Here is a 16079-nt window from a genome sequence, read left to right as displayed (position 1 = left end):
TTTCCCTTCGCCCGCACCGGCCGTGCGTTGTCAGCGGCCACCCTCGGGCAGCCAGCAGAAAATAGTTGACTCGGTCTGTTATACACGATCAATTTGTGGAAAAGTGTCACCGAACGACTCTCGTATCCCGTTGCGCACGAAGTTGAATGGCCTGGGACTTCAAGACGGAACGAACTCGAAGTCGGCCGCCAGTAAACGGCGCAGGTGAGTACCACAACCGAAACCTAGGAGCACGCCGTGACCATTGACGACATCGTGGACAACGATCAGCGTAAGCAGCCGCGGATCGAATTCGACCGCCACACACCCGAATTCCGTGAACGATTCCGCGATATCGCCGCAGACATGCACCAGCGGTGTCCCGTTGCCTGGAATGACACGTACGGCGGGTACTGGGTGGCCGGCGGCAGCGATGCCGTATTCGAACTGGCCCGCTGTCCACACATCTCGAACGAACATGACATCGACGGCACCAAACGCGGGTACAAGGGCATCTCTATTCCACTGCCGGATGAGGCGGCGGGCGTACGCGGCGGAATGCTGGAGATGGACGGCCAAGAGCACCGGACCTATCGCAGCGCGCTCAACCCGTATCTGTCACCGGCAGCGGTGAAACGGTGGGAGCCATTGATCGACGAAGTCGTGCGCGCCTGCCTTGACGAGAAAATCGAGAGCGGCGAAATCGATTTCGTCGACGACCTCGCCAACGTGGTGCCGGCCGTGCTGACCCTGGCCATGCTGGGCATCCCCATTCAGAACTGGGCCATCTACAGCGAACCCACGCATGCCTTCGTCTATACGAAACCGGATTCGCCCGATCGTCCACGCATCATGCAGCAGTACGTGGAAATGGGCATGGACATGATGAACAACCTCGCCGCGATCAGGGAAAACCCGCGGCCCGGCATCATCGAATCTTTGACCCGAGTGAAAATCGACGGCGAAGCGCCGCCCGAGATGGAACTCCTGGGAATGATGAACCTGTTGATCGGCGGCGGGTTCGACACCACGACCGCGTTGACCGCCCATTCATTGGAATGGCTCTCGGAGAATCCCGCCGAGCGGGCACGGCTGGTCAACGAACAAGACACGCTATTGGATTCGGCGACTGAGGAATTCCTGCGGTTCTACGCACCGGCACCTGGTGACGGACGAACGATGGACACCGATATCGAGCTGATGGGTGTCGACTTCAAAGAGGGTGATCGGGTCTATATTTCCTGGGCCTTCGCCAACCGCGATCCCGTGCTGTTCGAGCGGCCCGATCAGATCGTCCTGGACCGCACCCACAACCGGCACTTCGCCTTCGGTCTGGGCGCGCACCGGTGCATCGGGTCGAACCTCGCGCGCGTAGTGTTCAAGTCGATGCTCACCGGCGTGCTGGACCGGATGCCCGACTACCACTGCGACCCCGACCGCACCGTCCACTACGACACCATCGGAACCATCCAGGGAATGCGTCAACTCCCGGCCACCTTTACGCCGCAGCCCAAATCCGGTGCCGGACTTGAAGAAACACTTGACCGGCTCCAGCACATCTGCGAGGAACAACGGTTGGCCCGCCCCATCACCGAATTCAAAGGGCAAGCCGTCGTCGATTGAGGCAGCGGTTCAGATCACCCGCGATTGGCGCCCCGCCCAGTACTTTTCGCGCAGTAGCCGTTTGTAGAGCTTGCCGTTGGGATCACGAGGCAGATCCTCGACGAATTCGACGGTTCTGGGGCACTTGTACGTTGCCAGTTGCGCGCGGCAATAGTCGACCAGCTCGGCTTCCGACACGCACGATTGATCAGTAAGCTGCACAACCGCTTTCACAGCCTCGCCCATCTCTTCATCCGGAACCCCGATGACCGCGACATCGGTCACCGCAGGGTGGCCGGCAAGCACGTCTTCAGCTTCCTGCGGGTAGATGTTCACACCGCCGGAGATGATCATGTGAGCCTTGCGGTCGGTCAGATAGAGATAGCCGTCCTCGTCCAGATATCCGACATCACCCAATGTGCGCCATCCCTTTTCGTTGGCCACCGAATCCGTCTTGCCAGGGTCGTTGTGGTACTCGAACGGCCGGCCGCCGGCGAAGTACACCGAGCCCACTTCGCCGGGCCCGAGTTCCCGACCGTCAGATCCGGTGATATGACATTCGTCCAGCGGACGCCCCACAGACCCGGGGTGCTCCAGCCATTCCGCAGCTGAGATGAATGTGGAACCAAGATCTTCTGTGCCTGAATAGTATTCATCGATGATCGGACCCCACCAGTCGAGCATCTGCTGTTTGACCTTGACCGGGCACGGCGCTCCGGTGTGCAGCACCCGGCGCATGCTCGACAGGTCATAGCGGGAGCGGACCTCCTGCGGCAGCCGAAGCATCCTGACGAACATCGTCGGGACGAACTGCGCATCGGTGATCCTGTACTGCTCGATGAGTTCGAGACACTCCCGGGGGTCGAACTTCTCCATCACCACAACAGTGCCACCGACCCGCTGCCACGACATCGAACCCACAAGGGGCGCCGAGTGGTACAGCGGCGCCGGGCACAGGTACACCGCATTCGGGTCGCCGCCCGTCGTCATGGTCAGCGCGATCTGCGCGGGTACCGAGTTCTGGTCCCCGAACGTCGTGCCGGGCAGCGGCTTACGCACGCCTTTGGGAAATCCGGTGGTGCCCGACGAGTAGAGCATCTCGCGGCCTTCGCACTGGTTATCCAGCGGCAGCGATGAATCCGTCAGCACATCTTCGTAACGCTCGAATCCTGCAAGTTCACCATGGGTGCTGACGCGTACCGGCACCTTCGAAACATCCAGCCCTGCAACGACATCAGCCAGGTCTGCGCTGGACACCAGGGCCGCGGCCCCGCAGTCGTCGAGAACGTACTGCACTTCGGCGCAGCGCAAGTGGCTGTTGATGGCCGTGTAGTACAGGCCGGCGCGCTGCGCTGCCCACGCCACCTCCAGAAATGCGCGGTCGTTAGCCAGTAGGAGCGCTATGTGGTCGCCGACGCGCAGCCCGCGCCGACGCAGCACACTGGCGAATCGGCTCGACCGCTCATCGAGTTGCGCGTACGTGACCGTCTCACCGCTGCGGCCCATGATGATCGCGGACACTTCTGGTGTGTGCGCTCCGTACCAGTGGGGAGACATCGGCAGGGTGTTCGTCATCAGGTCACCGCGCCGCGCGTCTTGAGTTCGATGATCCGGTCCCAGTCCAGGCCAAGCTCTTCAAGAATCCCGTCGGTCTGCTCAGCGAATTTCGGCGCCGGGACGGTATCGGGGGCTGCGAGCTCGAACTGCACCGGGTTGGCAACCAACTCCAATTCGCCTGCCCGCAGCAGGTATTCGTTGGCCCGCACCTGCACATCGTGGGCGACTTGGAGGGTGTCCTGCACCGGCGCCCACGGCCCGGACAATGTGGAGAACCGGTGCGACCACTGTGCAAGTGTGCGGGTGGCCATTGTCTTGGCGAGAATCTCGGCCGCCTCTGCGGTGTGGGCCGCGATGGATTCGGCGCTGCTGAACCGCGGATCATCAACCAGCTCAGGCAAATCCATGTGCCGACACACGTCGGCCCAGAATTTCGTCGGCTGCATCATCACGAACGAGATGTAACGGTCGTCTGCCGTGGCGTAGAGGCCGACCAACGGATTGTTCGGAGATCGGTTCGCACCAGGCGGCTGGGCCACAAGCCTCTGATCGAGATGATTGGTCAGCGCGATGGTATGGCCCATAGCCCAGATGCCGCTGCCCAAGAGGGATACGTCGACCACGGCGGGTTCGCCAGTGCGTTCCCGCTGGAGCAGGGCCGCTGCTACGCCACCGGCCAGGTTGGTGCCAGAGATGGTGTCACCATATGCCGGACCCGGCAGGCTGATCATGCCGTCGATCTCCGGTGGCGTGATCGTGGCTGCGGCTCCGGCGCGGCACCAGAACGCCGTCATGTCGTAGCCGCCTTTGTCGGACTCCGGTCCCCGCGGCCCGAGCGCACTGCCCCTGGCGTAGATGATGTTCGGGTTGACCGCGCGGATATCGTCCACATCGATACCGAACTTCGTCCGCGCCTCGGGCAGAAAACTCGTCAGGAACACATCCGCTCGCCTGGCCAGATCGTAGAGCACCTCCCGGCCCTCCGAGACCGACATATCCAATCCGATGCTGCGTTTGCCGCGGTTGGCGTTGTCTACGTTCGGATTCGGCTCACCATCAACCACCAAGGCGCCGATCTGACGCAGTCCGCGCTGCGGGTCTCCAGTGACGGCGTGTTCGACCTTCACCACATCGGCGCCCCACTCGGCCAACACCGCGCCGGCCATCGGGACGAACCCGTACATGGCCGCTTCCAAAACCCGAAACCCCTTGAGTGGCTTCATTGAACCGCTACCGCGATGGTCTTGCGTTCCAGGAACTCTTCGAGCCCGGCAACTCCCAGCTCGCGGCCGATACCGGATTGTTTGTAGCCGCCGAATGGACAGTCGGGGCCCGAGTAGTCACCGCCGTTGACGCACAGGGTGCCGGTGCGAATCCTGCGGGCCACCGCTATCGCTCTGTCCTGGGTGCCGAACACCCCACCGGAGAGCCCGTAGATCGAATCGTTGGCGATGCGCACCGCGTCGTCATCATCTTCGTATGGGAGGACGACGAGCACCGGTCCGAACACCTCCTCTCGGGCGATGTCGCTATGCGGATCGACATTCGTCAGCAGAGTGGGCTCGTAGAAGTAACCGGGGTCCACCTTTTTACCGCCGGTGACCAGCGTTGCGCCTTCGGCGATCGCCTTCTGCACCATGGCGTCGACCTTGTCGCGCTGGCGATCGGTGATCAGCGGGCCCATGTAATTGGCCGGATCGGCCGGGTCCCCGTAGGTCACCATGCCGAAATTCTGCGCGAGCATCCCGACAATCTCGTCATGGTGTTTACGCGGCACCAACATCCGGGTCATCAGGGCACAGCCCTGGCCAGCGTGCGAGGTCGTCATGAACGCGGACATCATTGCCGCACTTGCGAAGTCGGCGTCATCGAGCACGATCATCGCCGACTTACCACCGAGTTCGAGGAACACCCTCTTGAGCGTCCCGCTGGCCGCCGCCATTATTCGCTTGCCAGTCGGGGTGGAACCGGTGAAGGTCACCACATCCACGTCCGGGCTGGTGGTCAGCACCGCACCGACCTGCGGGTCGGCACCGCTGATGACGTTGACCACACCGGCAGGGATATCGGTGTACTTGGCAACAATCTCGCCGATCGCCAGAGTGACGAGCGGGGTGTCGGGCGCACCCTTGAGCACCACGGTGCAGCCGGCCGCCAACGCGGGTGCGAGTTTGGCCAGGGCCAGTTGGTTGGGATAGTTGTAGGCGATTATCGCCGCGACAACACCGGCGGCTTCCTTTTCCAGCCAGCGGCGATGATGCTGACCTCTACTCTCGACAATGCCGAGATCCTCGACGAATTCGTACTTTTTGAGCAGGTCCGCGTAGTAATCGACCACATTGATCGGATTGTCCAGCTGTGGGCCTTCGGTCAGTATCCGGGTCGCACCGACCTCGGCGATAGTCAGGTCTCGAAGCTCCTCGCGGTGTTCCAGCAAGGCTTTGTGCAACTGATGGAGGCAACGGCTGCGCAGCTCGATATCGGTGGACCATGCCGTGGTGTCGAACGCCCGCCGAGCCGCAGCCACGGCGCTGAGCGCGTCGTCCTCTGATGCATCGGGTGCATGGCCGATGACTTCGCAGTTCGCCGGGTTGACCGACGCGAATACCCGGCCGTTCTCGGCTCCAACCAATTGACCGTCAATGAGCAACTGCCGGTTTGCGGCTGCGTTCTGAACTGGCATCGATGCCTCCCGCATTCATGGTTCGCATGGGTTCGATATGGGCGCCCAAGCACCCCGGCCCAATGGCGACGCGACGATAACACGAAAATAGTTGACTCGGTCGTCTGTCTGCGGTTAGGTTTTTTCGGAGCCGCAAACCGAAGGGAGAGCCGTGAGGATTCGGGTTGATGCACATCGCTGCCAGGGTCACACCCTGTGCGCCATGATCGCGCCCGACCTGTTCGAGCTCAGTGACATCGACGGCAGTTCGTCCGCCCGGACCGAAACGGTGCCGGCCACACTGGAAGCACTGGCCCGCGAAGCTGCGCAGTCGTGTCCCGAACAGGCCATCATCCTCGACTGAGGCTACCGCTGCCAGTTCGAAACATACTGGTATCTAACATTTTTGAATTCCCGGGTGCTCCGAGACGTCGCTTTCCGACACCAGCGGTCGATAACTCAAGGTCCTGGCTCACACAGGCCCGAGGCAGCGGGCATCCAAGGACCATTAAATAGTTGACTATGTCATTGCCTTTAGGTTAGGTGGGTGCATCTACTAAGTGAGGAGTGCCGTGACTGCGCTGGATGCCAGCTCGTCGACCGACCGTCGACCGGTGCCGGCACCTGACGATGTCAGCGGGTTCTTCTGGAACGCGGCAGCCGACCAACGGCTCGTGCTGCAGCGCTGCTCATCATGCTCAAATCTGCAGTATCCGCCCGAGGTGTGCTGCATTGCCTGCCAGGCACAGGAATTCGAGGAAGCCGAACTCAGTGGCCGCGGCGTCATCTACTCCTACGCGACAGTTGAACGACCTTTACACGCCGGGTTTGTGGACGCCGTCCCCTACGTCGTCGTACTCGTCGAACTTGAGGAGCAGCCCGGGCTTCGGTTGCTGACCAACCTCGTCGACGTCCCCGACGGAACCACATTGTCGTGCGGCATGCCCGTCGAAGTCACCTACGAACAGCGGGGAAAAGTCACCCTGCCCCAATTCAGGTTGGCCCTCCGATGACATCGTTGACCCGCCCGGTCGCCATAGCCGGTGTCGGCTACTCCGAACTGAGCCGCAAAGGCGAGCCACATCCGTATTCGCTTGCGATCGCCGCGGCCACGGCGGCGTTGTCGGACGCCGGATTGCGCACCACCGACATCGACGGCATGTTCGAGTACAAATTCGGACCGGAATCTCCCGGGGCGCAGGACATGGCCCGGTTACTGGGCGTGCCCGACCTGGCGGCGTTCGCCGACATCATGGCCTCGAATCCATCGGGTTTGGCCGGGCCACTGGCCGGGGTGATGGCCGTCGCGTCCGGTGTGTGCGAAACCGTGCTCGTCTTCCGCTGCCTGACACGCGCCGCCGGCCACCAGGGCGGTGTCGCAGCCGGCCCCGACGAAATCGGTGGGCGCGACCAATTCCTCACTCCCTATGGCTATCTCGGTGGGATCCTGGTGAACCTCGCGCTCAAGAAGCGCCGCTGGATGGACGAATACCGCAGGCCCGAAGACGATTTCGGCCACATCGCCGTCAACGCGCGGCGGTGGTCCGCGCTGAACCCGCGAGCTGTGCTACGTGATGAGTTGACCATGGACGACTATCTGTCCTCACGGATGGTGGTCGATCCGCTGCGCGTGCTCGACTGCGATTATCCGGTGAACGGGGCGGTGGCCACCGTCATCACCACGGCCGAACGCGCGAAGGATCTGCGCCAGCCAGCCGTGCTGGTCGACGCGATGACATATGCCACCGGACGCGGCGCGGACTGGGTGTTCGACGTCGACTTCCTCTACGGCGGCATGTTCGAATGCGCCAAGCGACTCTGGCAGCGATCTTCGCTCACCATGGCTGATATTGATGTCGCGCAACTCTACGACGGTTTCACGCCAGTCACCGTGGGGTGGATCGAGGCTCTCGGAGCCTGCGGGCGAGGCGAATTCGGCGACTGGGTCGGTGATGGCAGCCGTCTTGCACCCGGCGGTGATTTCCCACTCAACACCGCCGGTGGTCAGCTCGCGGAGGGCCGGCTACACGGAATCGGCTTCCTGAACGAGGCCGTGCTTCAGCTCCGTGGTCAATGTGACCAGCGACAGATTCCCGGTGCCCGGACCGCGGTGGTCGCCAGTGGCGTCTACCCACAATGCGCAGCAATGGTATTGACTGCGGTATGACCGATTACTCCGCCCCCCAGAGGCACGGCGCCGTTACACCGCTGGCCACCGACAGCGGCAGTGCCGCCTGGCGTGCCCTGCCTCGGCGTAACACCCAGAAGGTCTCCCACTTGCTGGCCGGTGACCTGCGGCGGCAGATACTCACCGGTCAACTCGCGGCCGACCAGCAGCTACCGCCCGAGGCGGAGCTCACCGCACAGCTCCAAATATCGCGCGAGACATTACGTGAGGCACTGCGGATCCTGGAGTCGCAGCAACTCGTCGAGATCAAAAGAGGCAGAGGCGGCGGCGCCGTGGTTCGCCGACCGGGTCTGGACGCTGTGGCCCGATATGTGACGCTCTTGCTGCAGTTGCGGAAGACGACGCTGGCACACCTCGAAGAGGCACGCACAGTCATCGAACCACCCGCAGCCGAATTGCTGGCATCTCAAGCAGGATTCGATGACATCGAGACCCTCGTCGCTCTGCACGACGCCGAGCGGGCAGCTCACGACGCCCTGTCGTTCGTCACCGCGATGTCGGCATTCGACCAGGCCGTCATCGAACTTTCCGGCAACAGGACCCTTGCGATCATCGCCGGGGTGTTCCGCGACATCTATGCCGGGCAAATCTATTCACTGATCGACAGCACCGATGTGTCCTCGGCGGAACAGATCGCCCGACGGGTGATCGTGAGCCACAGCGCATTTCTCGACGCAGCTCGGCGCGGCGACGGGGCGCTGGCCCAAAACACTTGGAGTGATTACCTTTTCACCACCCACCGGATGCTGGTGAGCCGCAATATCAGCAGGCAGCCGATCGACGTCGCACCGCTGTGGCGAGCTCAGGCCCGCCAAGACAACGCCGAGTCTGCACCCCGCCGCGCATCGGTGGTCGCTACCGAGATCCGAGCACGCATCGCCGAGGGACAACTCAGCGAGGGCGATCGATTGGCACCGCTGGCCGAATTAGCCGATGAATTCGGCATTTCCCGGCCTACCCTGCGTGAGGCGCTGCGCATCCTGGAGATGGAGTATCTGCTCGACCTGCGCACCGGCGACCGGGCGGGCGCCGCCATCCGCACGCCGACCACCCGCGTCGCCTCGCAACTGTCCGGCATCGTTCTGGAAGCACGCGGCGCCACCCTTGCCGATTTCCACCAGGCCCTACGACTCATCGAACCCTCGATCATGGGGCTGGTCGCCAACCGGATATCGGCCAAACAACTCAAGGTGCTGGCACAGATCAACATCGAGCTGTCCGAAACCACCGAGGACACCGTGCGTTTCGTATCAACGTACCGGGAAGCAGAAAAAGCTGCGTTCTCCGCCGTGAAGAACCCCGCACTCACTGTGATCGCCGAAATCCTGCACTGGGTCCGCGTTGCCGTGGAGCCGGCCATCGCCGACGATGTGAAGGGGTTGCCGTGGGTGGCCAAAGCGAATCGCCGGGCGCAAGGCCGCTTCGAACGCTTCGTGGCCGCAGCAGCAGAGCATGACTCGGCGCGCGCCACCGCCATCTGGACCGAAGCCCTCAAGGCCAATGCCGAATGGGCCGAACAATCCGAATTCAGCGAGAGATTGATGCTCGACCTGATGGGTTGAGCAACTAGAAGGAGGGCAATGAACGTCGAAGATCTGATTCTGGTGAGCGTGGATGACCACGTGATCGAACCTGCCCATATGTTCGATGGCCGGGTGCACAAGAAATACCAGGATAAAGCCCCCCGATTCGTCCGCCGCGACGACGGCACAATGGCGTGGCGCTACGAAGGCCAAGAGATTCTCAACCCGGCGCTCAACGCAGTGGCAGGCCGTCCGCCCAGCGAATTCGGAATGGAACCGACCTGCATTGAGGAAATCCGGTTGGGCTGTTACGACATCGACGCCCGGATCAATGACATGAACGCCAACGGCGTACTCGGATCCATGTGCTTCCCCTCCTTCCCCCGGTTCTGCGGGCAACTGTTCATGGACACCCCGGACAAGGACCAGGCCGCCGCGATGGTGCGTGCCTACAACGACTGGCACATCGACGAGTGGGCTGGAACCCATCCCGGCCGGATCATTCCACTGGCCCTTCCGATGATGTGGGACCCAGAGGGCAGCGCTGCCGAAGTCCGGCGCGCCGCCGCGAAAGGCTGTCACGCGGTGACTTTTTCCTCCAGCCCCTATGACCTGGGACTGCCCAGCATCTACTCCGAGCACTGGGATCCGTTCTGGGCGGCGTGCGCGGAGGTGGGCACCGTGGTGTGCATCCACCTCGGCTCGAACTCGGCTCCGCCGATGACCTCTCCCGACGCGCCCATCGAACTCATCTACACCCTGTCCCCCGTCGGCCTGTTCTCTGCCGCCGCAGATCTATTGTGGAGTAACGTCTTTCGCAAGTTTCCTGCGCTACGGGTCGCACTGTCCGAGGGGGGAACGGGCTGGCTTCCGTACTTCTGCGAACGCGTCGATTACATCTACCGGCACACCCACCACTGGAGTGGCATGGACCTCGGAGATCGGCTGCCGTCGGAGATTTTCAAGGAGCACGTCATCCTGTGCTTCATCGACGATCTGGTAGGGATCGAGACACGGCACCATCTCAACATCGACAACATAACCTGGGAATGCGACTATCCGCATTCCGACACCACCTGGCCACAGGCGCCCGAAGTGCTGATGAAATCGCTGGACGGTGTCCCGGACGATGAGATCAGTAAGATCACCCACCTCAACGCCATGCGGCATTTTAAGTACGACCCGTTCGCGCACGTACCTCGTGAGCAGGCAACCGTCAAAGCTCTGCGCGCACAATCCAGTGACTGGGACGTCACCGTCAAGTCGGTCAAAGATCTGCGTCCGGCAACAGCTTCGACACAGCGGGCGTTCTGATGAAACTTCGCGACAAGGTCGTCGTCGTCACCGGATCGGGCAGCGGAATCGGCGAGGCCTTTGCCCACCGATTCACCGAAGAAGGCGCGAAAGTTGTTGTCACCGATATCAATCCCGAAGGCGTCGAACGGGTTTCCCGCGCCGTGGGCACCGTCGGCCTGGCCGTCGACATCACCATTGAGGACAATGTCCGTGCGGTGGCCGAGCTGGCACGGCGAACCTATGGCGAGATCGACATCTGGTACAGCAACGCCGGTTACACCGGACCACAACAGAACGCCAGCATCGCTGATGAGCAACTGTGGGACCTCAGCTGGCGACTGCACGTGATGTCACATGTCTACGCGGTTCGCGAAGTCTTGCCGTCGATGCTCGAGCGAGGCGACGGATATCTGCTGCAGACGGCGTCCGTCGTCGCATTGGCTTTACATCCCGACAAGCCGGCCTATTCGGTGACCAAGCATGCGGCGCTGTCGTTTTCGGAATGGCTGGCGGCCACCTACCGCCCCAAGGGCATCAAGGTCTCTTGCTTCTGCCCCGGCCCCATGATGACCCCCATGCTGATGGCCGATGTGCCCGCCGACAATCCCGCATTTCAGAACGCCGCCACACCGCGGCAGGTTGCCGACCGCCTGGTCAACGGAATCGATGCCGAGGAGTTCCTCATCCTGGACTCATCTCTCGGACGAGACCTGTTGACCGCCAAGGCAACCGACTATGAGCAGTGGATCACCGCAATGGAACAGACCACCTGACCCCACAAACAGGAGCATCATGTCAGACAGATTCATCCAGATCGTTTTCTCGAACCCGTTGGAGGGTCGCGATGACGAGTTCAACGAGTGGTACGACAACGTGCACGTTCCCGACCTGCTCGCTATTCCGGGCATGGTGTCGGCCCAGCGTTACGAAATCAAGGATGCCCAGATCTATCACATGGAAGGCGGGACCGCCCCAGTGCACCGCTACGCGATCATCTACGAGATGGAAGGTGATGTAGACGCCATTTTGGGCAAGATCCAGGAGGGTGTCATGGCCGGCAAGATCACCATGGCCGACAGCCTGGACATGACGAGTTGGCAGCTATCGTTCTGGAGCCCTCGCGGCACCAAGGCCACGGGAGCACAATCGTGAGCTACGGCATCGATATTGAGCGCCTCAGCCGATGGCTGGACAGCCAAAAGATCACCGGCGATGGCGAATTGGCGAACCTCACCCAGCTGTCGGGTGGCTCGCAGAACGTCCTCTACCTGATCGAACGCGGCGGCAACCGGATGGTCATGCGGATGCCGGGTTATCGCGCCGACCAACGCCGCCTGAACGAACTGCTGCGGGAGATCCGGCTGGTGCGCGCGCTGGCCTGTACCGACGTTCCACATGCCGAATTGATCGCCGCCGACGAATCCGGTGAGTTGTTGGGCAAGCCCTTCTATGTGATGGCCGAGATCGACGGGTGGAGCCCGATGGACGGCGGCTGGGCTGCGCCGTTCGACACCGATCTGGACGCACGCAGCGGGCTGGCCTTCCAATTGATCGAGGGCGCAGCGAAATTGGCGCGGGTTGATTGGCGTGCGCAGGGTCTGGAGGGCTTCGGACATCCCGAGGGGTTCCACGATCGTCAGGTGGACCGCTGGTTGTCGTTCCTCAAGGAGTTCCAGGTCCGCGAGCTGCCTGGGTTGGAGGTCGCCACCGAGTGGCTGCGGGCCAACCGGCCCGCCCACTTCACCCCGGGCATCATGCACGGCGACTATCAGTTCGCGAATGTCATGTACGCACATGGGGCGCCGGCTCGCCTTGCGGCACTGGTCGATTGGGAGATGACCACCATCGGTGATCCGCTGCTCGATCTGGCCTGGGCGCTGCTCGGCTACGACGGCGACGAGCCGAAGTCCGACTTCTACCTCCCCATGGAGGGCATGCCGCGGCGCAGCGAGCTGCTGGAGCATTACGAGAGGATCAGTGGCCTGCCGACCGACAATCTCGACTACTACCTGGTGCTGGCCAACTTCAAGATCGGCATTGTGCTGGAGCGAACCTACGCTCGCAACGTGAGCTCAGCCGACGGAAACCCGGAGGTGGCAGAGGCTTTCGGGTCGATGGTCCTGCAGTCCATCGCGACTGCAGCCGATATGGCCCGATCGTTGGCGGGAACTGCACGTTGACGCTGACGTTCGGGTATCTCTACGACTTCCGCAATCCCGAGCAATGGCACCGGCCGTGGCACGATGTCTACGCCGAGACGCTCGATATCGTCGCCTGGAGCGAGACCGTCGGTTTCGGCGGCGCGTGGGTGCCCGAACATCACGCCGCCGATGACGGGTACATGCCGACGCCGAACATTGCGTTGGCAGCGATGGCGGCGCGGACGTCGACGATTCGGATAGGCACCGGGCTCGCGCTCGGCCCGCTTTATCACCCGGTGCGCTTCGCCGAGGAATGCGCCGTCCTGGACATCCTGTCGAACGGACGGTTCGATGCGGCGCTCGCAATCGGTTACCGCCGCCACGAATACGATATGTATGGCGAGCGATTCAGCCAGCGCGGCAACCGTTTCGACGAATTTCTCCACATCGTCCACGCCCTCTGGTCCGGCGAGACCGTCAGCTTCACCGGGCGGCATTACACCGTGAAAGATGCGCGGATCATGCCACCACCGCGTGGGCACATTCCGCTGTACATCGGCGGATTCACCGATCGAGCACTGGAGCGGGTCGCGACCTTTGCCGACGGCTACCTCGGGAACGCCGAGGTAGCCGACCTTTATCTGGACAAACTGCGTCTGCACGGGAAGAACCCGGCCGATGCGGCGATGCGCATTCCAGGGCTGTTCGTAACCGTCGCCGAGGATCCCGAGCGTGCCATGGCCGAGCTGGCTCCGTACTACCACCACGTGTTCTCCACCTACGGGGCGTGGATGAACGAAGACGACGCACTCGGCATGGACAGCGTCATGGGGCAACCGATGGATTTGGATAGCTTCAAGCTCAGCGGCGTCCTGCAGATCATGACGCCTGCAGAGGCCATCGCCTACTTCACGGCGATGCTGCAGCGAATACCGTTGCAGCACTTCATGATGATGCGCCCACCGGGATTGCCGGCCGAACGCTTCATCGAATATGCACAACTGTTCGCGGACAAGGTGATACCGGCGTTCGCCTGAGCCCTAACAGTTCGCGGCCTGCGCGGCGAACTCCCCGAAGCTCGCGAAAGACTCCTTCTTGTGGTGGCTGCGCGCCTGGATGGAAACGTCGTGTCCTTCGGCGGCGAGCTGTTCCGCCGAGGACACATCGGTGCTGTCGGTCTGGGGCCGGACAAGGTTTCGAGTATGGCTGTCATGGTGGAGCTAAGGGGACTGGAACCCAGTCGTGTCATGGAAACTCACCACCTGCCACGCCGAGGAGATCGAACCGTAATCTCTACTGTGTGCTCCGCACTCTCATCGCTACGGGCTGCCTCATCGTCACCACGGCGATGACCGGAACCGGATCAAGGCGTTCTTTGAGATTGACGCCGCTGCCTGACGTAAGGCCCTGACCGCGAAGGAAAACGGAACCTCGAACATCAGCATGCAGGCGATCTACGACCTGACGGTCGGCCTCTGCAAGAAATCACAATTGCAGATGAACACCTACGTCGCCCAGGGCCTCGATCGAGGGGTAACCATCGGTGCGCTACGCGTTGACATGACCTACGTGTGCCCTGGGCGTGTCAATAGGGTCGATGATGCAGTCCTCAATGTGCAGCAGGGCCAGGTGGTGCCACAGGTATGCGCTTTACCATCGCGGGCTAGAACCCAGGATCAGCAACTGATAGCCGATACCGACGGCTGCAAATAGCTATTGAGGCCCGAAGGCTTGCCGGTACGCGCTGACCCAGTCGGTCGCGAATACGTTCTGCGCGTCGGCGAGCGTCATGCGGCCGGTACACACGTAGGCATGTAGGCGATCCTCGAGGCGGTCTTTCTCGTGCGCGCCGAGTGGACCGTCCCAGAGCTCCGGCCACAGGTTCGCGACGGTCGACGCGCCCCCGAGCTCGAGTGGGATGAGGTGGTCGAGTTCGTAGGCGCCGGCTGGTGGTGGGGCTCCGTAGGCGTTCATGCGTTCGCGTTTGATTGGGTCGGTTATTGATTTGGCGGGGCGGACGGAGTGGGCCCAGCCTTTGGCGCAGATGGTGTCCTCGATGTTGGCTTGGGTGACTTGGGGGTCGCGGTCGCCGGGTGTGCAGGTTTGGTCCGGTAGGCCGTCGTGCGCGGTGCAGGTTGTCGCGGATGCGGTCGGGCATGTTAGGCCGGCGAGGATGACGGCAACGGCGAGCGCACGGTACATCAGCCCACGTTACGACGAAAACCCGCCCCAGCCGTAGCTGACGGCTGTAGCGGCTTGTCGCGTATTGCGAGTGCGGGCAGCACACCGATCACACGTAACGAGGTGTGCATGAAAGCCGGGATGCTTCAGTTACGCTGACGCACTGTTAGCTGCGATTGCTCAGTCTCGACCTCGGAGTGCCTATGAAACTGCCCAAGACGCTCGCGACCGTCGCGGTGCAACTTGGATTGGCGCTCCTGGCCCTGCCGCTCGCTGTGCCTGCGGCGGCGGACCCTGCAACGTTCCCCGCCGGCCAGCCCACGCAGTGGATCGTCGTCGGTGTGCCCACAGCGAACGCGACAACAGGAACCCTCACCGCCTTCCAGCGGGTCGGTCAGGAATGGAAGGTGTTCCTGGGACCGACGCCCGCCAAGGTAGGCGAACTCGGTGTCGGCGTCCCCGCTGACGGCGTGTACCGCACTCCCGTGGGAACGTTCACGTTCGACCAGGCCTTCGGCCGCCAGCCCAATCCCGGCACCAAGATGCCTTACTTCCAGGCCACCAAGCAAGACTGGTGGGACGAAGACGCCAAATCTCCGACTTACAACACCCGCGTGCATTCAGCCAGCAGTCCGTCGTCAATCACGGAGAACCTCTACGACTCCGGCCCCGTCTACGACTACGCCGTCAACATCGCGGTGAACCCGCAACGGATCCCAGGGAAGGTGTCTGGGATTTTTCTTCACGTAACCGACGGGAATCCCACCTGGGGATGTGTGGCCATCGGCCGCGACGAGATGCGCTCTGTGCTGACCTGGCTCGACTCTGCCGCATCCCCCCAGATCACGATCGGCGTCGGAGACCCGTCGCTGCTCCCAACCAGGTCGTGACCTGGAGGGATGCGCTTACCAATTGTGACGCGATCCGTTTCACGACGCGAAGGCCGGTAG

At 62.3% G+C, this 16079-nt stretch carries 15 protein-coding genes; 11 read left to right on the top strand and 4 right to left on the bottom strand.

Features of this window, described 5'->3' with window-relative positions; all coding sequences use genetic code 11:
• Positions 1-237: 237 nt before the first annotated feature.
• Entirely contained in the window at positions 238-1602 is a 1365-nt protein-coding gene (locus M2432_RS01715) for a cytochrome P450 (RefSeq protein ID WP_280824999.1), read from the top strand.
• Between the two features lie 9 nt (positions 1603-1611).
• Here M2432_RS01715 and M2432_RS01710 read toward each other — a convergent pair whose 3' ends face one another.
• The 3 genes from M2432_RS01710 to M2432_RS01700 are packed head-to-tail and all read right to left on the bottom strand — an operon-like array spanning position 1612 to position 5821.
• Positions 1612-3156, bottom strand: a complete 1545-nt coding sequence (locus M2432_RS01710; RefSeq protein ID WP_280824998.1) for an acyl-CoA synthetase — start codon at positions 3154-3156, stop codon at positions 1612-1614.
• Positions 3156-4361, bottom strand: coding sequence for a CoA transferase (locus M2432_RS01705; protein WP_280824997.1), 1206 nt, complete (start codon positions 4359-4361; stop codon positions 3156-3158). The genes M2432_RS01710 and M2432_RS01705 overlap by 1 nt, the downstream gene beginning before the upstream one ends.
• Entirely contained in the window at positions 4358-5821 is a 1464-nt protein-coding gene (locus tag M2432_RS01700; RefSeq protein WP_280824996.1) for an aldehyde dehydrogenase family protein, read from the bottom strand. Before M2432_RS01700 ends, M2432_RS01705 begins: the two co-directional genes overlap by 4 nt.
• 151 nt (positions 5822-5972) lie before the next feature.
• Here M2432_RS01700 and M2432_RS01695 point away from each other — a divergent pair, with 151 nt between their 5' ends.
• The 9 genes from M2432_RS01695 (at position 5973) to M2432_RS01655 (ending at position 13985) form a co-directional block, all read left to right on the top strand.
• Complete coding sequence (locus tag M2432_RS01695) at positions 5973-6164, top strand: ferredoxin (protein WP_280824995.1); 192 nt, start codon at positions 5973-5975, stop codon at positions 6162-6164.
• Positions 6165-6372: 208 nt separating this feature from the next.
• Complete coding sequence (locus tag M2432_RS01690; protein WP_280824994.1) at positions 6373-6813, top strand: OB-fold domain-containing protein; 441 nt, start codon at positions 6373-6375, stop codon at positions 6811-6813.
• Positions 6810-7967: a thiolase family protein gene (locus M2432_RS01685; protein ID WP_280824993.1), complete on the top strand. Its 1158-nt coding sequence runs from the start codon at positions 6810-6812 to the stop codon at positions 7965-7967. Before M2432_RS01690 ends, M2432_RS01685 begins: the two co-directional genes overlap by 4 nt.
• Positions 7964-9550 carry a GntR family transcriptional regulator gene (locus M2432_RS01680; protein WP_280824992.1) on the top strand — a complete coding sequence of 529 codons (1587 nt, stop codon included), beginning with the start codon at positions 7964-7966 and terminating at the stop codon, positions 9548-9550. The genes M2432_RS01685 and M2432_RS01680 overlap by 4 nt, the downstream gene beginning before the upstream one ends.
• Before the next feature lie 18 nt (positions 9551-9568).
• Positions 9569-10825 (top strand): amidohydrolase family protein, encoded by a 1257-nt coding sequence (locus M2432_RS01675; RefSeq protein ID WP_280824991.1) that lies wholly within the window; start codon positions 9569-9571, stop codon positions 10823-10825.
• Positions 10825-11580 (top strand): SDR family oxidoreductase, encoded by a 756-nt coding sequence (locus M2432_RS01670; protein WP_280824990.1) that lies wholly within the window; start codon positions 10825-10827, stop codon positions 11578-11580. Before M2432_RS01675 ends, M2432_RS01670 begins: the two co-directional genes overlap by 1 nt.
• 19 nt (positions 11581-11599) lie before the next feature.
• A complete protein-coding gene (locus M2432_RS01665; RefSeq protein ID WP_280824989.1) occupies positions 11600-11959 on the top strand; it encodes a DUF4286 family protein in 360 nt (119 codons plus the stop codon).
• On the top strand, positions 11956-12987 hold the full coding sequence (locus tag M2432_RS01660) for a phosphotransferase family protein (protein ID WP_280824988.1): 1032 nt from the start codon (positions 11956-11958) through the stop codon (positions 12985-12987). Before M2432_RS01665 ends, M2432_RS01660 begins: the two co-directional genes overlap by 4 nt.
• Positions 12984-13985, top strand: a complete 1002-nt coding sequence (locus M2432_RS01655) for an LLM class flavin-dependent oxidoreductase (RefSeq protein WP_280824987.1) — start codon at positions 12984-12986, stop codon at positions 13983-13985. Before M2432_RS01660 ends, M2432_RS01655 begins: the two co-directional genes overlap by 4 nt.
• A gap of 676 nt (positions 13986-14661) precedes the next feature.
• Here the strand turns inward: M2432_RS01655 and M2432_RS01650 are convergent.
• Entirely contained in the window at positions 14662-15150 is a 489-nt protein-coding gene (locus tag M2432_RS01650; RefSeq protein ID WP_280824986.1) for a hypothetical protein, read from the bottom strand.
• 182 nt (positions 15151-15332) lie between these two features.
• On the opposite strand from M2432_RS01650, the gene M2432_RS01645 reads away from it, so the two are divergent.
• On the top strand, positions 15333-16019 hold the full coding sequence (locus tag M2432_RS01645; RefSeq protein WP_280824985.1) for a L,D-transpeptidase family protein: 687 nt from the start codon (positions 15333-15335) through the stop codon (positions 16017-16019).
• Positions 16020-16079: the final 60 nt, after the last annotated feature.

The sequence above is a fragment of the Mycobacterium sp. OTB74 genome (assembly GCF_029892685.1).
GTDB lineage: Bacteria > Actinomycetota > Actinomycetes > Mycobacteriales > Mycobacteriaceae > Mycobacterium.
This window is presented reverse-complemented; position numbering and strand designations above follow the sequence as displayed.